This is a genomic window from Moorena sp. SIO4G3, from assembly GCF_010692305.1.
GTDB classification, from domain to species: domain Bacteria; phylum Cyanobacteriota; class Cyanobacteriia; order Cyanobacteriales; family Coleofasciculaceae; genus Moorena; species Moorena producens_A.
On the sequence record NZ_JAAHIG010000042.1, the window covers coordinates 25352 to 44459 of the forward strand.

The 19108-nt window shown below is 44.4% G+C and carries 23 protein-coding genes and 1 pseudogene; 15 read left to right on the top strand and 9 right to left on the bottom strand.

What is annotated here, in order from left to right; translation table 11 throughout:
• Nucleotides 1-50: 50 nt before the first annotated feature.
• From F6J99_RS10805 to F6J99_RS10815, 3 genes are all read right to left on the bottom strand, one after another.
• On the bottom strand, nucleotides 51-851 hold the full coding sequence (locus F6J99_RS10805) for an ABC transporter permease (RefSeq protein ID WP_070392661.1): 801 nt from the start codon (nucleotides 849-851) through the stop codon (nucleotides 51-53).
• 250 nt (nucleotides 852-1101) lie between these two features.
• A complete protein-coding gene (locus tag F6J99_RS10810) occupies nucleotides 1102-1380 on the bottom strand; it encodes a hypothetical protein (protein WP_293112933.1) in 279 nt (92 codons plus the stop codon).
• 9 nt (nucleotides 1381-1389) lie between these two features.
• Entirely contained in the window at nucleotides 1390-2418 is a 1029-nt protein-coding gene (locus F6J99_RS10815; protein ID WP_293112934.1) for an ABC transporter ATP-binding protein, read from the bottom strand.
• A gap of 160 nt (nucleotides 2419-2578) precedes the next feature.
• Between F6J99_RS10815 and F6J99_RS10820 the strand changes: the two genes are divergently transcribed.
• The 6 genes from F6J99_RS10820 (at nucleotide 2579) to F6J99_RS10845 (ending at nucleotide 6339) form a co-directional block, all read left to right on the top strand.
• Nucleotides 2579-3166 carry a DUF1565 domain-containing protein gene (locus tag F6J99_RS10820; protein WP_293112935.1) on the top strand — a complete coding sequence of 196 codons (588 nt, stop codon included), beginning with the start codon at nucleotides 2579-2581 and terminating at the stop codon, nucleotides 3164-3166.
• A gap of 45 nt (nucleotides 3167-3211) precedes the next feature.
• Nucleotides 3212-3553, top strand: coding sequence for an S-layer homology domain-containing protein (locus tag F6J99_RS10825; protein ID WP_293112936.1), 342 nt, complete (start codon nucleotides 3212-3214; stop codon nucleotides 3551-3553).
• Nucleotides 3554-3675: 122 nt separating this feature from the next.
• Nucleotides 3676-4119, top strand: a complete 444-nt coding sequence (locus F6J99_RS10830; RefSeq protein WP_293053520.1) for an S-layer homology domain-containing protein — start codon at nucleotides 3676-3678, stop codon at nucleotides 4117-4119.
• Nucleotides 4037-4426, top strand: a complete 390-nt coding sequence (locus tag F6J99_RS10835; protein ID WP_229424458.1) for an S-layer homology domain-containing protein — start codon at nucleotides 4037-4039, stop codon at nucleotides 4424-4426. The genes F6J99_RS10830 and F6J99_RS10835 overlap by 83 nt, the downstream gene beginning before the upstream one ends.
• 270 nt (nucleotides 4427-4696) lie before the next feature.
• Complete coding sequence (locus tag F6J99_RS10840) at nucleotides 4697-5509, top strand: hypothetical protein (protein ID WP_293112937.1); 813 nt, start codon at nucleotides 4697-4699, stop codon at nucleotides 5507-5509.
• A gap of 323 nt (nucleotides 5510-5832) precedes the next feature.
• Nucleotides 5833-6339 (top strand): hypothetical protein, encoded by a 507-nt coding sequence (locus F6J99_RS10845; protein ID WP_293112938.1) that lies wholly within the window; start codon nucleotides 5833-5835, stop codon nucleotides 6337-6339.
• A gap of 369 nt (nucleotides 6340-6708) precedes the next feature.
• On the opposite strand, the gene F6J99_RS10850 is transcribed toward F6J99_RS10845, so the two are convergent.
• Together F6J99_RS10850 and F6J99_RS10855 are read right to left on the bottom strand one after the other, a co-directional pair.
• Nucleotides 6709-7371: a phycobiliprotein lyase gene (locus F6J99_RS10850; protein WP_293112939.1), complete on the bottom strand. Its 663-nt coding sequence runs from the start codon at nucleotides 7369-7371 to the stop codon at nucleotides 6709-6711.
• Between the two features lie 121 nt (nucleotides 7372-7492).
• Nucleotides 7493-8164 (bottom strand): HEAT repeat domain-containing protein, encoded by a 672-nt coding sequence (locus F6J99_RS10855; protein WP_293112940.1) that lies wholly within the window; start codon nucleotides 8162-8164, stop codon nucleotides 7493-7495.
• 619 nt (nucleotides 8165-8783) lie between these two features.
• Between F6J99_RS10855 and F6J99_RS10860 the strand changes: the two genes are divergently transcribed.
• Nucleotides 8784-11192 carry a GAF domain-containing protein gene (locus F6J99_RS10860; protein WP_293112941.1) on the top strand — a complete coding sequence of 803 codons (2409 nt, stop codon included), beginning with the start codon at nucleotides 8784-8786 and terminating at the stop codon, nucleotides 11190-11192.
• 150 nt (nucleotides 11193-11342) lie between these two features.
• Here F6J99_RS10860 and psbN read toward each other — a convergent pair whose 3' ends face one another.
• Complete coding sequence (gene psbN / locus F6J99_RS10865) at nucleotides 11343-11474, bottom strand: photosystem II reaction center protein PsbN (protein ID WP_008180512.1); 132 nt, start codon at nucleotides 11472-11474, stop codon at nucleotides 11343-11345.
• Between the two features lie 1189 nt (nucleotides 11475-12663).
• Here psbN and psbH point away from each other — a divergent pair.
• Together psbH and F6J99_RS10875 are read left to right on the top strand one after the other, a co-directional pair.
• Nucleotides 12664-12867, top strand: a complete 204-nt coding sequence (psbH, locus tag F6J99_RS10870; protein WP_008178875.1) for a photosystem II reaction center protein PsbH — start codon at nucleotides 12664-12666, stop codon at nucleotides 12865-12867.
• Nucleotides 12868-13147: 280 nt separating this feature from the next.
• Nucleotides 13148-13450: a TatA/E family twin arginine-targeting protein translocase gene (locus F6J99_RS10875; RefSeq protein ID WP_070392669.1), complete on the top strand. Its 303-nt coding sequence runs from the start codon at nucleotides 13148-13150 to the stop codon at nucleotides 13448-13450.
• Nucleotides 13451-13723: 273 nt separating this feature from the next.
• Here F6J99_RS10875 and F6J99_RS10880 read toward each other — a convergent pair whose 3' ends face one another.
• Entirely contained in the window at nucleotides 13724-14452 is a 729-nt protein-coding gene (locus F6J99_RS10880) for a response regulator transcription factor (RefSeq protein ID WP_070392670.1), read from the bottom strand.
• A gap of 303 nt (nucleotides 14453-14755) precedes the next feature.
• Between F6J99_RS10880 and F6J99_RS10885 the strand changes: the two genes are divergently transcribed.
• The 3 genes from F6J99_RS10885 to F6J99_RS10895 all read left to right on the top strand — a co-directional run bounded on the left by F6J99_RS10885 (nucleotide 14756) and on the right by F6J99_RS10895 (nucleotide 15793).
• On the top strand, nucleotides 14756-14887 hold the full coding sequence (locus tag F6J99_RS10885) for a hypothetical protein (RefSeq protein WP_269086994.1): 132 nt from the start codon (nucleotides 14756-14758) through the stop codon (nucleotides 14885-14887).
• A 105-nt stretch (nucleotides 14888-14992) separates the two neighbouring features.
• A complete protein-coding gene (locus F6J99_RS10890) occupies nucleotides 14993-15619 on the top strand; it encodes a CPP1-like family protein (RefSeq protein ID WP_293053545.1) in 627 nt (208 codons plus the stop codon).
• A gap of 30 nt (nucleotides 15620-15649) precedes the next feature.
• The gene (locus F6J99_RS10895; RefSeq protein ID WP_293112942.1) at nucleotides 15650-15793 is read left to right on the top strand and encodes a hypothetical protein; all 144 of its coding nucleotides are present in this window, start codon (nucleotides 15650-15652) and stop codon (nucleotides 15791-15793) included.
• A 371-nt stretch (nucleotides 15794-16164) separates the two neighbouring features.
• Here the strand turns inward: F6J99_RS10895 and F6J99_RS10900 are convergent, their stop codons facing one another.
• Nucleotides 16165-16863, bottom strand: coding sequence for an HAD family hydrolase (locus F6J99_RS10900; RefSeq protein WP_293112943.1), 699 nt, complete (start codon nucleotides 16861-16863; stop codon nucleotides 16165-16167).
• Between the two features lie 135 nt (nucleotides 16864-16998).
• Here F6J99_RS10900 and F6J99_RS10905 point away from each other — a divergent pair, with 135 nt between their 5' ends.
• From F6J99_RS10905 to F6J99_RS10915, 3 genes are all read left to right on the top strand, one after another.
• Entirely contained in the window at nucleotides 16999-17127 is a 129-nt protein-coding gene (locus F6J99_RS10905; protein ID WP_293112944.1) for a hypothetical protein, read from the top strand.
• A gap of 584 nt (nucleotides 17128-17711) precedes the next feature.
• Complete coding sequence (locus tag F6J99_RS10910; RefSeq protein WP_293112945.1) at nucleotides 17712-17933, top strand: hypothetical protein; 222 nt, start codon at nucleotides 17712-17714, stop codon at nucleotides 17931-17933.
• 77 nt (nucleotides 17934-18010) lie between these two features.
• Entirely contained in the window at nucleotides 18011-18184 is a 174-nt protein-coding gene (locus F6J99_RS10915; RefSeq protein ID WP_293112946.1) for a hypothetical protein, read from the top strand.
• On the opposite strand, the pseudogene F6J99_RS10920 reads toward F6J99_RS10915, so the two are convergent.
• Nucleotides 18171-19108: pseudogene (locus F6J99_RS10920) on the bottom strand (NYN domain-containing protein); the annotation flags it as partial. The gene F6J99_RS10915 and the pseudogene F6J99_RS10920 sit on opposite strands and share 14 nt — an antisense overlap.

A 19108-nucleotide genomic window follows, 5' to 3' on the forward strand; every position in this document is an offset into this window, starting at 1 on the left:
GCTATCAGTTATCAGCATTCAGCTATCAGCATTCAGCATATGCTTACATACTAAGAACGCTGAAATCTTAATGCATCAATAGACTGAGCAGTTAGAAAAATACCGATAAAGATATAACTCAAAAACAGAATTATACTACTAGTATCCAAAACACCCTGAATCAGATTTTTATAATTTTCCAACAACGATAAATGACCTAAGGCTTCTCCAAGGGGTCCACTAACATTTTTAGCAATCAAATCAATCACCCAAAGTCCCAAAACCACAGCAAAGGTGAGGATTGCTGACAAAATTGAGCTATCAGTTAGGGAAGAAATGAACATCCCCAGAGAAAGCACCGATGCTGCCAGTAAAATTAATCCGGCGTGGGCGAGTAACGGTAGGACAGGTTGAACCGGGGGATCTGTAGCACTAAATGCGATCGCTTCATAGGCAAGTAAGGGTAGCACCATAAAGCTATAAAATGTCACCACTCCCAAGAGTTTACCCACGGCTACAGCCCAATTCGTTAGTGGAGAAGTTGCCAAAAGCTCCAAAGTCCTGCGTTTGCGTTCCTCAGCATAGAGTCCCATGGACAGAATTGGTAACACAAATAACGACAGTGAACCCATCACTTCCAAGAATTGACGCAAAAATACATAAGCAACATCCACTGGCGGTATCGGTAAACCCAATTGTTCTGCCGTTGCTACTTGGTTAATAATACCCTCTTGATCCAAAAGAATTTCTACAAAAAAGGAGCCAGACAGCCACCAAAATACACCGGCGATAACATAAGCGAATGGTGAAGCAAAATATCCCTGTAATTCTTTCCTAAAAATTGCTAATATATTGCCAATAATTATCATTATTCGTTTAATTATAGAGGGTATCTTTTGGGATTGAAGGTTGAAAGTTAGTTGTTCGCGTAGCGTGGCCGAAAGGCCAAGGTTGAAAGTTATTTAGTTGAATGGTTAAGGTTAGTTAGGTAATGCTTAGTTAAGCAGGTAAACAAAATTGATTACACATTATTTCACAAACCTCAAAGCATGACAATCGTAAGCATTCAGCATTCAGCATTCAGCATTCAGCCATCAGCATTCAGCATTCAGCCATCAGCATTCAGCATTCAGCATTCAGCTTTTGAATAAAACAGGTAACCATTTGTTTAATAGTCACGAAAGTCCCAGCGTCGTTCGCACAGCGTGGCCATTCGCGTAGCGTGGCCTTTGGCCTTGGCCAAAGCCTGTGCCACAAAGCTGACCGCTGACCGCTGACCACTGACCGCTGACGGCTGACGGCTGATGGCTGAATGCTTACTGACAATCTAAGGGTTACCAAACTTGGTAGTAGGTAATTAATTCTGTGTAGGTGATTAAAGGTTTTCAAAATAACTTTCATCCTTGATGCTTAATCCTTAATCGTTAATCCTTGATCAGACTCCTGAGACTCCTGTAAATCAGACTCCTGTAAATCAGGATCGGGTTGAGGCAGTGGTTTTTCGGTGGTAGTTAGTTTCAAAAAGACATCTTCCAGGGTAGCGCGAGTCCGTCGCATTTCGTATATCCCTACACCAGCTCCCACGGTCACAGCTGCAATATCCCGTGCGGGTTCTGCTCCCGGTGCTGATACGATGTGGAATAAAGATCGTCCGCCAGGTAAATTGTGATCATTAACCAGTTCCACCAGGCAAACTCCTGGTATTACTTGTAATAATTTCTGTAACTCCTGTGCATCACCATATATTTCTAACTCATAACCTGATCCCCCGGTTAACTCCGCCAGTAACTTGTCTGGACTATCTGTTGCTACAATTTTGCCTTCATTGATAATGGCTACCCGGCTACAGGTCATACTCACTTCTGGTAGAATGTGGGTAGATAGGATAATAGTATGGTCACCAGCAAGGCTCTTAATTAAGTTACGGACATCAATAATTTGCCGAGGATCAAGACCCACTGTCGGTTCATCTAGAATGATGGCCGGTGGGTCATGTACAATCGCCTGAGCGATACCCACCCGTTGACGGAAGCCCTTAGAAAGCTTGCGGATCAGTAGCTTGGCCTTGCTCGTTATGTTACAGCGCTCCATGGCAGTTTTGACCTTAGTAGTGCGATCGCCTGCAGCAACACCTTTAATACGGGCAACAAAGTGCAAAAATCCTTCAACGGTCATGTCCGGATACAGTGGCGGAAATTCCGGTAAATAACCAATTCGGCGTCGTACTGCCATAGAATTTTCATGAACATCATAATTAGCAATTCGGGCAGTACCATGGGTTGCTGGTAAATAGCCTGCCAAAATTCGCATGGTAGTGGTTTTCCCTGCACCATTCGGTCCAAGGAAGCCTAGGATTTCTCCTGGTTCAACCCTGAAAGTAACATTCTCTATCGCTGGGGTGGTGCCATAGATTTTGCTTAGATGCTCTACTTCTATCATAGTCTTAAGTATTACGTGTTAAGTATTAGGTATTAAATATTACCTGTTAAGTATCACTTGTTATAGATAAAGTTTTAAGTGTTAATTATTAAATATTAAGTAGTAATTATTAATTAATACGTGTTAAAAATTACCTGTTAATTGCCATTTACTGACTAATATGGTTAAATCTATTATTCACGTTAACCCAGTCACTGGTAAGGATAGCGATACTGGTGATACTGTTCCGTTTAAAACCTTGACTAAGGCACTTTCTATGGCCACTGCTGGAACTACCATTCACTTAGCCGCTGGTACCTATAATGCGGCTAGGGTCGAAGTTTTTCCCCTAGTGATTCCTAAAGTAGTGATGGTTGTCGGCAATAAACCGACCAAGGGTAAGGATATTGTGATTTCGGGCAGTGGGAACTATGTCAGCCCTACGTTTAATCGTCAAAATATTACCATCCCTGACTCGGCAGCACCGTTAATAGCAGATAATAAAATACTCGGTAACCGAGCTGTAATCGTTTTGATGCGTCAGGTGCAACCGGTATTGCGTCGTAATCTGATTGAGAACAATACTCATGGTGGTTTAGTGGTTAATGGTAGGGCTAGACCAGATTTAGGCAATTCTCAAGACCCGGCGGGTAATATCCTGCGCAATAATGGTAAGGCTGATCTCCAAAATAGCAGCTCTGTCAGGTTAGTTTCGGTGGGCAATCAGCTCAATCCATCTAGAATTGAGGGTGCGGTAGAGTTGCGTTAATCTCAAGTTCCAGTCCGGCAGACTGGTCCATTTCAATTCAGTGATTTGAGAGGTCATTGGGCAAGCCAGTTTATTGGAGAATTAGTGATCAGACGGCTAGTTAGTGGCTTTGGAGATGGCACATTCAAGCCAGAAGCCAACCTGACTAGAGCACAGTATGCAGCAATTATTGCCAAAACATTTGAAAGCCCACGGCAGGTGGGTAAAGGTAGAGGGGAGTTTGTGGATTCGAGCGCCAAATTTTGGGCATCACAAGCAATTCGGAAAGCAGCAGTTATGGGTTTTATTTCCGGATTCCCCGATCGCACATTTCGCCCCCAGCAAAATCTGACCAGAGTGCAAGGTCTGGTATCCCTAGTCAAGGGTTTGGGGTTAACAGGTGGTTAGTCTAGGGAACTCGGGTTTTATCGCGATCGCGTTCAGATTCCCAGCTATGCTACCCAAGCGGTAGCCACAGCAACTCAAAGACAAATGGTAGTAATTATCCCGAACCCCATCAGCTCAATCCCATGAGGCCGATTACTCGTGCTGAGGTGGTAGCATTAATTTACCAGGCATTGGTAGCAAAAGGCTCTGCAGATGCGATTGGCCGTAGGCCACACTACGCGATCGCATCTCCTTATATTGTTAACCCTAACCCTGACATTACCTCATTTACCGATATACCTGGACACTGGGCAGAAGGTTTTATTCGCCGCCTCGGTAGTCTAAACCTGATTAGTGGCTTTGCGGATGGCAGCTTTCAACCAGATGCCCCTCTAACTCGGGCTGAGTGCGCTGCCCTACTGGTAAAAGTGTTTGACCCCAATCCAATCGGTCCAGCTACCCAATTTATTGATGTCCCCCTGAATTTCACCGGCATTACCAGCTATCAACCAATCCTATCGTGGTGGTTTTCTCTCTGGATACCCCGACCAAACCTTCCATCCTCAGCAGACCTTGCGCCGTGTTGATTTGATTGCCTCTCTAGTCAATGGGCTGTCTTTAGCCAAAACTCTAGGGAAGTCAGTTAAAGACTCTTCTGAGATTTCTAAAATCTCAGAAGATTGGAAGGATATTCCTGCTTATGCTACCGAAGCAGTTGCATACGCTACCATCGCGAAAATTGTCGTTAACCACCCCAACCCAACCCTGTTGCATCCCAAGCGGGAAGCAAAGCGAGCTGATGCGATTGCATTTATCTATCAGGCCTTGGTGAAGACAGGACGTTTCACTGAGTTCAACTCACCGTATAGTGTTGTCATGAGTCATGAGTCCTGATTTCAGTGACCAAGCAACTCACTACTAAAACTAGTTGCAAGTTGCAGGTTGTAGGTTACAGGTTGCAGGTTGTAGGTTGCAGGTTGTAGGTTACAGGTTGCAGGTTGCAGGTTGCAGGTTGCAGGTTGCAGGTTGCAGGTTGCAGGTTGCAGGATATAGGTTATATTCCCAAGCGACGTTGCCAGAAGCCTCTGTGGGTCCATAATGTGCCACATGTGCGACCTTTCCACCTGGAATCGTACCACCTTCCCACCTTGAATCCTTTTACCCATGACCAATGACTCAGATTTAGCCATTGCCTATGCCCTTGCCTTGCTCAGTCACTATGGGTTTGAGCTCAGGGGTTACACTGTAGAAGAATTAGTCAATCTATGGCTTGAGAACTATCCTGCCAATTGGGTGCGTCTAGCGGTGATTGAGGCTCTTTATCAAGGGCGTTACAAAGCGATATCTGTAGAGCAAATTTTGACAGTCTGGTTACGACGAGGACAACCTATATATCGCTTTAATCATGAGTTTGAGCGGATGGTTTGTCGTAAATTTCCCCAAAATTTAACCGCTCCCGTCGATAGTACATCCGCAACCGAGAGCTTAGAACTAAGTTTACAGTGGGTAGAGAATGTTGCTGAAACCTCTGTAGGTACTAGTTCTTATGAAACTACACCAGAGCAAGGCATGGTTGAGTCAAAGACACTCCAAGCAGCACCAACACGGCAACAGGACACTTCCCCTGAAGCCAAGACCATATCATCCAAAATACCTGAAAAATCAGTCAAGCCCAGAGAAAGCTTCCCAAAGCCTCTGAGCAAAGCCCGTGCTAGTCCTATCTACAATGTAGATTGGTCAAGTTATGAGCTTAACAAGAAGCCAATTAACCAATTTCATCCACCACCAGACTCTTCAGATGTTTACCTTAAGCTCAAGGCAGTTGTCCTGCACCAAGACTCTGCTACAGTCACAGCTATGGTAGTCGATCAGCAAGTCAGTGATTCAGCTTCCAGTGCCTTGGAAGATCAGGAGGTCGAAAGTAGGTCAGAGCCAGAGAGTCCTTCCCAGGCCACTGTTAACCTGGAGCAAAGTTAACCATCCCACGATTAATCCCCGTGGGATGATTGGCCGTAGGCCACGCTACGCGATTGACCGTAGGTCACGCGGGGCGCGATTGACCTTTGGCCACGCGGGGCGCGTTTGGCCGTAGGCCACGCGGGGCGCGTTCGGAGCTAATCATACCAAATCCTCGCTGATCCCCCTATGGCATACCCCATTGTGATTAAATTATTTTTTATAAACTTTCATCAAACTATCCAGTAATATTCATTAAAATTTTATATATTAGCTATATATCTAGCACTTAATTGATAGACTTAATTCCAGTCTAAATTACTTTAGCAAAGTCTAGCAACAGGATGCATGAAAAAAGTTTTTGTTTTCCCCTATTTTCTGGTTTAATAGCCGGACTAATTTTTGGAATCCAGCTGACATTATTTGTCCAAATAATTCTTGAAAATTACTCGGCACGAGCCTGTGCTAAGATTCCTGATGGCAAATTTGCTGTTTTTGTACCAACAAGTTATTTATTGAATAAAATAAATCTTAAACGAGTCGTTATATCTAACAAATGGGCTTACAATTACAATTGTAAGCTGTTTAAATCCAAACATGATTATATTAAAAATTCTAAGGTCATTAAGTCGGATTCATTTATAAAAGATAACTATGCCCCAGCCGGTTATATACAGGTGCCATCAGAGAGATATATGCTCAAGAAAGTGTGGCGAGGTACCCTGATTGGATATTTTTCTGAATATGAGGCAAATTTAGTCAGGAACAAAGTCCTAGAAAGTGCTTACAGTAAAGAACCAAAACCTATCGATAAGCCTTTTGTAGTAAATAACATAAATACTAATAATTGAGACTTTAAGCATTCAGCGGTCAGCCCTCAGCGGTCAGTGTTCAGTGGTTAGTGGTCAGCTGACGTAAAAGAGATTAAACCAATGGTTACCTGTTGTCTTGATCCCAAGCGCGAGTGGTGCATGGGTCTGTGTGGGTCACCTGCGTCCGCACCGCTGTTTGCCCCGTGGTAACCCCCGCATGAAGGCACTGCCTCCCCTGTTCCCTTGCTGCATCACTTATTCAAAAGCTGATAGCACCTCAAGTAGAGTGGTCAAACGCGCCCCGCGTGGCCCAAAAGCCAAGGCCAAGGCTGATACGCGACACGCGCTATAGCTGATAACTGATAACTGATACGCGACACGCGCTATAGCTTACTGAATGCTTAACTTTCACGTAACACCAAGACGAATTTCTGTGGCCAGAGAAGCCATGGTTAATTGCCCCCTCTGCTGGAGAACGTTAGTGCGTAACCGAAAGTTAGGGCTAGCAAACCAAAAACGTTCTTCAGCATATAGAGTTTTCCCCTCTGTAATCATTGTTAAAACATCATCCTGGCCGATACTGTAACGACATTTTAGCGATGCAGCGAGGTAGCGCGGTCTTGGGGGTCCCCCCCATGAGCGACTACCGGTGCTGTCTTGGGGAGGCAGCGCGGTCTTGGGGGTTCCCCCCATGAGCGACTGCCGTTGGTTTCCCCCACTCGCTATTGCATCAAGAAAGGAAGTTTCTTCAACATCACCATTAGTTCGCAATAGCTTGCCAATGTCAGGATTTTCTGGGTTGGGAACAGCTACAACAACAGTGGAACCAGTTTGCTTTTTCTGCTCTCCTACTACTGTACCGTCCCAAATCACTTTTAAGCCAAATATAGCTATACCAGGCTCTATTTGGTATTGCTTACAGAGTTTGATCACCTCTGGGGCATCACCAGATAGCATTTCCATTGTGATGTTGGACTTACCATTTTTAATGGGTTGAGAGGTAATATGATTACTAGTACGTTGAGAAAACCATCTGCCAGCGCTCTGTTCAAAAAACTCTTTAATATCCATTGGCTAAGATTGTAAAAATTTGTGGTAGATCGTGGTAGATCACTGATGTTGGTAATTTCAATCAAGTGGTTCACTCTTGATTCTATCGCGCTATGATTAGCCCAATTACCAGGATGCTACACTAGCTTGAGGCTTTAGACAAACGCAATAGAGCCATTTGAGCGGCTTCAGATACTTGAGGATGGCTGTCTTTTGCCAAATAGTTTAATGCCGAGATACTTTTGTCCTGACCAAGTTGACCGAGAGCTTCTGCTAAACGTTGACGCACTATCCAATCCTCTGACTGGGCAAAGCGTAGAATATCGTCTATAGCTTCTGTAGCTTTGATTTCCCCCAAAGCAGCAATAGCAGCTTGTTGGACTAGTACTTCCTGACTATCTAACGCCTTGGTCAGCACATCACGAGCACGGGGATCTTGGAGGTTACCTAGGGACACAGCAGCACTAAAACGTACCAACCATTCAGTATCTTCGTAGAACGCCCTAACTAGAGCTTCAAAGGCTTTGGGGTCACCTAGATATCCCAAAGCCCCAGCAGCAGCAGCACGAATGCCGTAATCTGGGTCAGTTGCCATAAATTTGACCAAAATTGGGTAGCATTCTTCCGTAGGCTTGACTCCCAGGGCGAAGATAGCCATAGAGCGAACTGGTAAATTGGGATCATCAAGTACCTTTTTAATTAGCGGCACCGCATCACTGGCTTGAACATCTCGTAGTGATGCCAGAGCCATCAAGCGATCGCGCATGTTGGGGCTTTCCAGCTGAGCCGAAAGTTGTTCTAAATTAGAGGGCATCGTAGTTTCTTGGGGTTTGGTTGACAATTAACCTCAGGGGAGTATTAGCATCGGTTGTGATCCGTTGAGAATCTACCCAGCTGTCTGGTAAAGTAATCGCTCTGTAAGCATTCAGCTATCAGCATTCAGCATTCAGCATTCAGCATTCAGCATTCAGCATTCAGCATTCAGCATTCAGCATTCAGCGATTAGCGCTACAGATGGTGCTACTTGAGTGGCTATTGGCCTTGGCCTATGGCCACGCTTGGCCTTGGCCAAAAGGCCAAAGCCTGTGCCACGCTACCTCAGGTGCTTTTGAATAAAATAAGCTGAGTGCTGAACGCGCACGCACCTCAAGTAGCGCTTGTGCTGACTGCTTAAATCCCTCTGACCTGCTTGCTAGATCAATCTTTATACACAATTGTCGCTCTGAGTCATAGTTTTGGGAATGCTATGGCTGTATCTATGGAAGTTTTTTAGTCAACTAGCTATGGCAAATCAATTCAACTTTCGGCATCTGAGTACAGGTAAGAATAGAAAACAGGCTGATGTGAGAAATACAACAACCCAAGTCACTTCTGCCACAGTTGCTGATGGTAACTGTTGAATTGAGAGCTGATCGTTCGATTTTGAGACATCAATGATGAGATTAGAGCAGTTCCAGATTCTACGTGAGCTTACCGTCGATGAAGCAGCCTTTGAGCAGCTTCAAGAAATTTTATTAGCTCAGGAAACCAAATACCAAAAGGCACAAGAGCAAATTCACTTTCAGGCTTGTTTATTAGATAACTTACCTAGTGGGATTATTGCCATAGATATGGACGGAAAAATTATCCATTGGAATAGTTATGCCTGCAAGCTATATCAATGGCAAGCCCAAGATGTTATTGGGTCCGAGCTATCCGAGATCATGTTTCCCCCTAGAAGTCATGCTCCCATCAAAGAAATTTTTGCTCAATTGTCCCAGTTAGAGGTTTGGCAGGGTGAGTTGCTTATTCAACGCCAAGACGGTAGCCAATTGGCTAGCGATTTTAGGATTAGTGTCCTGCAAGATCAGGTAGGGAAACAGATTGGTTTTGTAGCAACTGTCGTTGATGGTAAAGAGGGCAAACAGGCACAGATTGACCGTAGGTCACGCTACGCGAACGCACTGTCTAACCAAGTGGCTCAAGATAAGCTCAGGCAGGCAATGGGTGATTCCCTTCGGGAAAACTTTGCAGCCCGCATTCGTAAGTCTTTAGATGTGGAGACAATTCTAAATACCACAGTTAATGAAGTTCGTCGATTGTTACAAGCAGATCGGGTAGCGGTTTATCGCTTCGAGTCGGATTGGAGAGGTAGATTCACAGTAGAGTCTGTAGAATCACCCTGGCAGCCGATTACAGGTAGGGAAATGTATAATCCCCAGTTCTGGGAAACCCATGCTAATCAGTACCGGTATGGTCCGATCCAAGCGATTGAAGATATCTATTCTGATTCTGGGGGCTTGTCCTCCTATGAAGTTAATTGCCTAGCTCAGTTTCAAGTCGTTGCTAACTTGGTAGTTCCGATCATCTGTCACCCTCAACTAGACCAAAACCAACCATTAGACTCACCTTTGTGGGGACTACTGGTTGCCCATCAGTGTAGTAGACCACGACAGTGGCAGTTTTGGGAAAGAAATTTGTGGAAATCAGTAGCAGACCATGTAGGAATTGCGATTCAGCAGGCTCAAATTTATCAGGAAAACCAACTCAAAGCTCAACGGGAAGCAACGCTCAATCAGTTTACTCAAAAGATTCGTAGCTCTCTTGATTTAGAGCAGATTTTTACCACAGCCACTCAAGGAATTAGTCAGCTGTTGGAGGTTGACCTAGTAGAAATTCAAGAATATCTGCCACAGCAGCAGGTTTGGTTAACCGTATCTCAATGCAGTAAACAAGCTAACTTGAGTAGCCCAATGGGAGCTGAAACTCCCGATGTGGACAATCAGATTAGTCGCAAGATCAAAAATCTCGAAGTGGTGCGTATTAACAATAGCTGCAACTTAAAGCTTCAGGATACTTGCCATGGGTTACTTGTACCACTAAGGTTTCAAAACCGCCTCTGGGGAAAATTGTGCCTGATCAAGATTGATAGTGATTACCAATGGTCTGATGGCGCAGTGACTTTGGTGCAGTCGATGGCTGAGCAACTTGCGATCGCAATTCAGCAAGGCCAGCTTTATCAGCGTTTGGCTAACCTCAACACCGACTTAGAACGGCAAGTACTTGAGCGCACCCAACAACTACGAGAGAGAATCCAGGAACTACAGAAACTAAACATGCTCAAAGATGATTTCTTAAGTACCGTTTCTCATGAACTGCGCACACCTCTATCCAATATGAAAATGGCAATACAGATGCTCAAAATTTCTCCGGAGAGTCAACGACGACAGCGCTATACAGAGATTTTAGAATCTGAGTGTTACAGAGAAATTGAACTAATCAACGATTTACTTGACTTGCAGCGTTTAGAAACCGCCTCTTATCAGGTTTCGAGAACAGTAGTAGACTTGAAAATCTGGTTACACCGAATCGTTGATTCCTTTTGCTCCCGTATCCAGGCACAACAGCAAATCCTGAAGTTGACTTTGTCAGATAATTTGCCATCGGTTTTGATTGACAAGACCAGCTTCGGGCGAATTGTGACAGAACTGTTCAACAATGCTTGTAAATATACTCCAGCCAACAGGCAGATTATTCTTGAGTTTTTTTACCAAAACAATCCGGATCTGATCGCATCAGATACCGTACCCAAGGTAATATTTAAAATCAGCAATCAAGCTGAGATTGCTGATACGGAATTACCCCACATCTTCGATAAGTTCTATCGCATTCCTAATGCTGATCCTTGGAAGCGAGGTGGTACAGGATTAGGTCTAGCTTTGGTCAAGGAGCTAGTCAAACAGCTCGATGGCATCATTCAGGTAGAAAGCTCTCAGAGATGGACTACATTTACCGTTCAAATTCCGGCTCCTCAAGGCTCCGAACTCAATGAACACGACAACAGTTTAACGATCAAGTTTTAATCTACCTTCAATGCTTAAGGGATTGCTTGGTCTGTTGCCCAAGGCTATGTTTTGCCCAAGGATAGGGGTTAAGTGATAGTTGAGTTGTTAGTTGAGTTGTGCTACCCTAATGACTTTTGACTTTCCCCGTTTGAATGGAACACTATTATATTAGTCTTCATGTTCTTCAAACTGATCGACTAATTCCGCTGAAGGGGGTCCAAAAGCGGTATAAATCGATATACCAGTGATACCGATTACAAAAACAAGGATAACAATGCTAAGGACTATTGCGGGTTCCATGGCTCAAATCAAATATAAGTGTGTCTGTTGATGCAGTCGCTTGTTTAGGAAACCACGGCAGTTGCTCATGGCCCATGGGTCTGTGTGCGGAAGCAAGTTCAGCTCCTGTGTTGATGCAAAGCGCGAGTGGGATAAACCCTCAAGACGGCTTAGGTGCGCTTGACCCGTAATTTAATTCGCCACGGGTCGCACCTCTGCATCGCTGTAAGCCCCGTGGGAACCACACCAGTTGCTAATGGGGGGAACCCCCGCATGAAGGCACTGCCTCCCCGTGAGGCCACTGCATCGCTATATTAGTCTGTTTTCTTTTTGAGATTCTGCTGTCTAAAATCTAGACAAACCTATACATTTAGTTCACTCTGGATCGAGAGCATGGCAGGGGATAACCCGAGCTGTGCTTGAACGATCACGCCAAAGGCGAGCTAAACGGGATCTATTGTTAGAAGTAGAATCAGAGTCAATTGTAGCCTTTTTTGATGTTGTGTTAACAAATTTTAGTTTTATTGCTTTTTATTAAGAATAGCACACAAGTTTAACACTGTTAAGATAAATTTCCAAAACTCTAACTACTAGACAGTAGTTGACAGTAGTTGACATAATATTAAGTTTTGTTAACTACTGTCTAGGTTTGTCAATAAAAAATCCTAGTCGCTCAAAAAGATTAGTTGTTGTGAACGGCAGGCTTGACAAATAGAAGGTACTGTGTTAATAGTTTGTTAATTGTCTTGGGAAAAGATGACGTGGCGCGTCCGTGGCGGACATGGGGTATGTAGCCCAACCTACACAAGGCTTGGGGTCTCCCGTTATACCCGAAGTTAGAGGGAGACCCCAAGCCTGACTGGGTCTCTTGATTTTGGACTGAAACAGTGGTATCAATATTGAGGTGCGACCCAAGGCTGGGTTCCCCGGCCTAGGAGGCGCTCACCTATTGAATCGTGGATTAATGGCGGTTGGACTGCCGCTCAATGGCTGTGGTAAATCGGTATAGGTGCGCTCTTACTTGGCGAATTAAATTCGCCACGGGTCGCACCTCAGGATATCGAACGCGCCCCGCGTCGGCATCCGCCGAGGAGCAGCAATTCTCATTCGTGAGTAAGAGCGCGCCCACATCATAATCTTTGATTTGATGTGGGATTAGTCACAATATCTATTAACATAAATCTAAATTTACCATAAACTCAATTTACCCATGGCACAAAGAACTCGGCTAGGAGATATTCTCAAACCCCTTAACTCCGAATATGGTAAAGTTGCCCCAGGTTGGGGCACTACTCCTGTAATGGGAGTCTTTATGGGGCTATTTTTCGTCTTTTTGCTGATTATTTTGCAGATTTACAACAAATCAATCCTCATTCAAGGTTTCAACGTTGATTGGACAAGCCTAGGGCAGTAGTCTACTCCCTGACTCAACTGCTAATCATTAACATTTCAAATATTTCAGCTCCCTCCCGGCTTGTCCGGGTTTTTTTATCCTCTTGACAACAATGGATAGGCTCGGAAGTCACATCGGATAACTCCCTGGCTTAGTCCAACTGGCTTAGTTCAACTGGCTTAGTTCAACTAAACAGCGGTCAATTTGGGTCAAATGTGGAATACTAATAACAGCAAACTAAATAACAGCAAACTAGTAACAGCAAACCAGAACTTGACAAATCCCAGGAGGTTATATAACAATGAACGTTTTTGGTATGGGTTTACCGGAAATGGTGTTGATTATGGTCATTGCCCTATTAGTATTTGGCCCTAAGAAGTTACCAGAAATTGGTCGTAGTCTGGGTAAAGCAATTAGAGGCTTCCAAGATGCCTCCAAGGAGTTTGAAAGTCAGTTTAAGCTAGAGGCACAACAGATAGAGCAAGGGCTGAACACCCCTACCCCAAGTGAATCTGAGAAAACTGCCACCAAAGAAGTTGCTACAGCAGAAGTTGCTACAGCTCAATCAAACAATCATGCTACGACATCTTCTCAACAAAGCTAATTCCAGAGAGGTCGAGCAACTTCAGCAAGAGGCTAGACCCAAGCAGGCATGATCACTAGTACTGCTCCGGGGAATTAAAAATTATGGTATTAACAATTCTTGCATGCTTATTACATAAGCGTTTTGCTATTTTTGAATCGTATATTTATTTCCGCCGTGCTGTACTAGATGACTCTTGAACTGTAAGCCAGTAGCTCATTGGTCGATTGCCTTGGCAACCATTGACGCTCCACGAGCAAGGGGTTTGAGTAGTCGTGGAGTGTCAACAATGAGTTAGCTACTGGATTTACCATTTTTCTCATTGTTCTTAGTAGAAGGTGCCTCAAACTTGTAGCCAACACCTCGAACTGTCTGAATTAAGGAAGGGTCACTGGAATTCACCTCAATTTTCCGGCGAATTTGACCGATATGGACATCAACTACTCGCTGATCTCCCACATAATCGTACTCCCAGACTTCCTGAATTAACTCAGAACGGCGCAAGACTCGACCTGGATGACAGGCCAGAAAATGGAGTAGATCAAATTCCAGAGCAGTTAGAGGGATAAGTATTTCGTTGATAGTTACCTCCCTACGCCCTGGATCGATGACTAAATGGTCGAAGACGAGGCGTTCTGCTTCAGTAGCAGTAACAGCCCGCTTCCGTTTCAAAATTGCTCTAACTCGATTTTCCAGCTCTTGTAAATCAAAGGGCTTGGTGATGTAGTCATCAGCACCTTGTTGAAATCCTTGATTTTTGTCAGCAGCATCCGACCGACTGGTGAGCAAGAGGACAAAGACATCAGTGCGGCTCTGCATTTGCTGACACAGGTTGTAGCCAAGGGCGTCAGGCAAATTGACATCCAGAATGACTAAATCTGGATTAAATTGCTCAAATGTGGCAAGAGCCGTCTTGCCATCTTGAGCAGCCTGCATTTGAAAATTCTTTTGACTTAAGAAGCGTAGAATTAAATTTCGGATTGCCGGATCGTCATCTACGACAAGAATCTTGGCGGCGGTCATAACTTTCCACGGAAAACGGGATCACAAATTTAAGACGCAGAGTGTTTTGACACCAACGGTGCTGTTGGGCATTGTAGACAATTATCGTCAGATTATTACGTAATGCCAATAGTTGGTAAATTGCATAGGCAAATCAGTTATTTTCAAAATTCCCCCACAGTAGGACTTCCAGAACCACGGCAAAAAGTCTTTTTTTCTTCTTCTAAAGAGCAAAAAACCCATAGCCTTGATGGGTCTATATGGATTTACTAACGGTTCTAACATTATTCAGGAATTCTCCGGTGATTTGGCAATAAAACTGAGATGCACCGGCATTGTGTTGACTTCACTGCGGCACTGCTGTTTGAAGATCAAGCTACACTAGCACCCAGGGGCATTGACACCACCCTCAACCAAGACGACTCTGTGACCAGTGGTTACCCAGAGCAAGGTTGAGAGTTTCTCGTGCCTAACCTTAACATATACATAACTAGTTTAAAGTTGCTGTCATACTAATGAAAAGAAGGGATGTGAAAACAAGGGATGTCTCGGAGGTCTTGAATGAGTGATAACAATCCCTATGATCAGCTTGGGGTTACGGAAGAAGCGTCCTTTGATGAAATTCAGGATGCCAAAGGTCGCCTGATGCAAAAGCATCGTGGTAACCAAAAGCTTTTAGATACCGTAGAGGCGGCCTACGATGCCATTATCATGGATCGACTTAGGATGCGCCAGGAAGGAAAGATTAAAGTTCCTGATCGTATTCGTTTCCCAGAGAAGGCTTCTCAAGCTCCACCGAGTTTTCCCCAAACACCAGTTAATAACTCTCCTGAGTGGCTGAAACGGTTGTGGGATACTCCGACAAGAGAAGACATGATCTGGCCGAGTGCGGTGTTCTTAATCTTAAGCAGTGCTACGGTGCTTTACACCTCATCGGCAGACTCGATTTTGCCCTTGGTGATGGCTATAGGCTTCGGATTCACGATCTATTTCCTCAATCGGAAAGAACAACAATTTGGTCGTGCAGTGTTGCTAACCCTGGCAGGTCTGTTTTTGGGTGTGGGATTGGGGAGTTTGCTGGGGAATTCTCTGGGAAGCCAATTTACCACCCTAGACTTGACAACAGAAAAACTGGCTACATTGGTGACATTTGTATTGCTGTGGCTGATTAGTTGCTTCTTACGTTGAACATGGGAATGGGGGATTGGGGATGAGGATGTGCCTCCAATAGCACGTTCCTTGTCTAGTAGTGGTGCTTTTCCCCTTGATGGGATATATCCCAAACGTCTCTACCCTTGCTTGGGTTTGCCCGGTGGAAACCACGCCAGTCGCTCATGGGGAGCGACTGCATTATGGCCATGAAAAGCAATTTTCATGAAAATTGCTTTTTTAAATAACCACAAGCCTTGTCAGCCAAGACTTTAGCGCGATTTTTTTATAAAAATTATTATTTTATAAAAATTTATCATAGCCACAGGCTTGAGATCCAATTTTTTTTAACTGTGTTAAGAAACTTAAAGTTTATCAAACCCTTTCTGTTCCCTGATCCGAAGTTCCCTTGTCTGCACAGCTAGTTAGTGATATAATTACTTCAATTTCGATACAATCTCACCACCATAGCCATAGCTTTTTTGGAACAAAAAATCACTTGAACTTTCACAGTTCGTTTAATCCCACCCTGACCGAGGGTCAGGCGTAGGGCTCGCTCTAGCCGGATTAGCTAAAATCGCCAATTATACGGCTTGTAGTACTGCTGTGTCTAGAACTAAATCTACCGCTTCAGCGAGATTATTGACGGTAAAATCTGGTTCGTAGAGATTGAGCTGAGTGCGATCGCGTATTCCAGATAAAACTCCAATTGCTTTAATACCGTGGGTTTTGGCAGCCACTATATCCGCTTCTGTATCGCCAATCATCCAGACATCAGACGCAGCTGGGAGTTTTTTTAGGGCTTTTGCCATTAGCAAAGGTTTATCCTTAGTGTCACCGGTCTTAACATAGTCGTTACTCAGGCAATACCGTCGGTTAGGGGGAAAAAATTTCTCCAGGTCTAAGCGACTGAAGGCTTCATCAAGCTCTCGCACCCGACGCATGGTCATGACGGCTAAATCTACACCTGCTTGTTGTAATTTTTCCAGGGCATCGATAGCTCCGGGAACCGGTTGATCATGGACTAAGTAGGGCAGAGTGTGTACAGTTTGACGGCGTAGCTGAGCAAATGCTTCAGCTTGGCTGGGATCGAGACCAGAACGAATACCAATAATTATCTCCGGAACACGCCCCCTCTTACACTGCCAAAACTCCGCCTTGGACATGGGCAGGATTGGCTGGTTAGGGCGTTGGATTTCTTTGAGACAAAACTGGTAAACCCGATAGTAACGTTCTGAGACATTCATTATCGGACCGTCAAAGTCTGTAAATACTCTAATCATTATCTAACAAAATGTAATATTTATTTACATTATTATCTCATCCCGTGAGTATTTATCACTAAAATTACGAATTTGTAACATTGCCAATCTCTCAGGACTTACCCATTACTCCTGACAGGGGTAGGTTTTTGAGATTTGGGTCAGGAGTCGGGAGTCGGGAGATGGGGAGATGGGGAGATGGGGAGATGGGGAGATGGGGAGATGGGGAGATGGGGAGATGGGGAGATGGGGAGATGGGGAGATGGGGAAATGGGGAGATGGTGAGAATTCTCTGTCTCTTGCACCTTATCCAGTCACGAATCGGGGAAACGCCCTCAGCTGCGCGCACCCGTCCAATAAATTCTTGTAGATTTGGAGATTTATTTATTGGACAGGACTTACGCGGTTAAGTTGATTTCGCCCCCCTAGCCCCCCAATTCTGGGGGGTAAAGATGTCAAAGTCCCCCAGAATTGGGGGACCCACGGGGGCAAATGCGTAAGTCCTGTTGGAGTTTTTACGCAATGAAAGTACGTACTCCCACCAAAGTTAAAAACAGAGAAAGTAACAAGCGAGAGTTAGCCACCTAATTTATTGGGTTGGCAGCGAGCGTACCGGGATTTATCCCGGAGATCGTGCTACAATAGAACAACGAGTAAGAACAAGGTTGGTTACGTTGATTTTTTGCGCTTTATGGTGAGATTCCAGCCAGTAAGAGACGGGGTTGATCCTACTCCTCAAGGAACAGGCAAGTAATGCAGCAAAAAGTAGTGATTTATTGCCCTGATTTGTTTGGTACAACCACTCCGAAAGTTATTTAAATTAAAAGTAAATCCACAGGTTAACTTCTCTGTTAATCCGTTCGCGTAGCGTGGCCATAGGCCAGGGAGGTAGGGCAGTTTTGAATCTGCCGCAACGGTATACTAGATTCACTTCTAGATCAGACCGTGAGCGGATGTCGTTGCGCGGTTTTAACCCGCGCAACGACATCCGCTCAGAATCCCCGTCTTTTCAAAGCGGGGAGAGTTCAACTACCCGGGCATCAGCCGTGGAACGGGCATCAGGTGTGGAACCGGCATCTTGCCGGTTATAAATATTCCCAGGCAGGCAGGATGCCCACCCCACTTATTCATATTGATCCGAAGATACTGATCTTGTGGGGCAGGCAGGATGCCCACCCCACTCATTCATATTGATCCAAAGATTCAGCAATGCCAGATTTTTTACCGATTCCCGACTCCCGATTCCCGATTCCCGACTCCCGATTCCCGACTCCCGATTCCCGACTCCCGATTCCCGATTCCCGATTCCCTGACAACTGCCGCGAAGTCTACTGCTCAATAACTACCGCATTCAACCCGTCTAACCGTAAAGCAACTTGATAAGCCTTACCAACTTTCTTCAGTTTAAACGCTCCCAAGGATTGCAAAAATTTGGGGAATGTACCCTTTAAATTTAAGTCTCTCATCAACTGAGTAATGGGTCGAGAGTATTGTTTTTTAAATTCAGTAGCTATATGAGCGATCGGAACATAAGGATCTTTATAGTTTGTCTTCAAATCCTTGAGGAGTTTAACTAGTATCTCTTCCAAATCTGATTTAGATTCAATTTTAGATACAGGCTTAACAGTAGGTTTTAACTGAATAGTCTTCAAAGAAGAAGTCTTTTTAATGAAAGAAATTGGCTTTTCAAATAGAGTTATATAAAAATTAGAAGTCCCCGGTATGTGATGAGTCACAAACTCCTTGGGGTAATCACTAAAAATATCGGTTGTTAGTTTTCCAGGCAAGCGCAGGGACACAACTTGATTGAGGCTAAGCTGATACTTTGATTCAAATAGATATGATAGTCTAGACAGGTTTACCCAAGCATTGGAAGTGCGTTTTTGTTCAGCTTTGAGGATGTCTTTGAGCTGATTAATAAATTCTTCGAGGGTGGGGATTTCTGGTACAGAAACCAGAGAATGGGCTTGAGTTTCACGAGTCTTGTTATTTAAAACAATTATCTTATCGTTTTGCTTACGCACCAAATAGACTTTTAGTCCATGGGTTTGTAGGGTGGTGCAAAGATGAGTCATGACCCCATCAGAGGAACAGACTAAGACTTCCTTGGCGGTTGGATAATGGATAAAGATAGAAGACCCAACGGTAGCCATCTTAAAATCAGCGCTGTCCTTTCCTGGTGGTACGTGAATTAGCTCATAGCCACGAGTATGCAGTTCAGTGTCATACTTACCCATAGCACGCCAATTGGCAACAGCAATTTTGA

Coding starts and splice junctions, on each gene's coding strand:
- F6J99_RS10810 (WP_293112933.1), bottom strand. CDS start 1,380: ATGAAAGTTATTTTGAAAACCTTTAATCACCTACACAGAATTAATTAC.
- F6J99_RS10815 (WP_293112934.1), bottom strand. CDS start 2,418: ATGATAGAAGTAGAGCATCTAAGCAAAATCTATGGCACCACCCCAGCG.
- F6J99_RS10820 (WP_293112935.1), top strand. CDS start 2,579: ATGGTTAAATCTATTATTCACGTTAACCCAGTCACTGGTAAGGATAGC.
- F6J99_RS10830 (WP_293053520.1), top strand. CDS start 3,676: ATGAGGCCGATTACTCGTGCTGAGGTGGTAGCATTAATTTACCAGGCA.
- F6J99_RS10840 (WP_293112937.1), top strand. CDS start 4,697: ATGACCAATGACTCAGATTTAGCCATTGCCTATGCCCTTGCCTTGCTC.
- F6J99_RS10845 (WP_293112938.1), top strand. CDS start 5,833: ATGCATGAAAAAAGTTTTTGTTTTCCCCTATTTTCTGGTTTAATAGCC.
- F6J99_RS10850 (WP_293112939.1), bottom strand. CDS start 7,371: ATGGATATTAAAGAGTTTTTTGAACAGAGCGCTGGCAGATGGTTTTCT.
- F6J99_RS10855 (WP_293112940.1), bottom strand. CDS start 8,164: ATGCCCTCTAATTTAGAACAACTTTCGGCTCAGCTGGAAAGCCCCAAC.
- F6J99_RS10860 (WP_293112941.1), top strand. CDS start 8,784: ATGATGAGATTAGAGCAGTTCCAGATTCTACGTGAGCTTACCGTCGAT.
- psbN (WP_008180512.1), bottom strand. CDS start 11,474: ATGGAACCCGCAATAGTCCTTAGCATTGTTATCCTTGTTTTTGTAATC.
- psbH (WP_008178875.1), top strand. CDS start 12,664: ATGGCACAAAGAACTCGGCTAGGAGATATTCTCAAACCCCTTAACTCC.
- F6J99_RS10875 (WP_070392669.1), top strand. CDS start 13,148: ATGAACGTTTTTGGTATGGGTTTACCGGAAATGGTGTTGATTATGGTC.
- F6J99_RS10880 (WP_070392670.1), bottom strand. CDS start 14,452: ATGACCGCCGCCAAGATTCTTGTCGTAGATGACGATCCGGCAATCCGA.
- F6J99_RS10885 (WP_269086994.1), top strand. CDS start 14,756: ATGCACCGGCATTGTGTTGACTTCACTGCGGCACTGCTGTTTGAAGAT.
- F6J99_RS10890 (WP_293053545.1), top strand. CDS start 14,993: ATGAGTGATAACAATCCCTATGATCAGCTTGGGGTTACGGAAGAAGCG.
- F6J99_RS10900 (WP_293112943.1), bottom strand. CDS start 16,863: ATGATTAGAGTATTTACAGACTTTGACGGTCCGATAATGAATGTCTCA.
- F6J99_RS10915 (WP_293112946.1), top strand. CDS start 18,011: ATGCCCACCCCACTCATTCATATTGATCCAAAGATTCAGCAATGCCAG.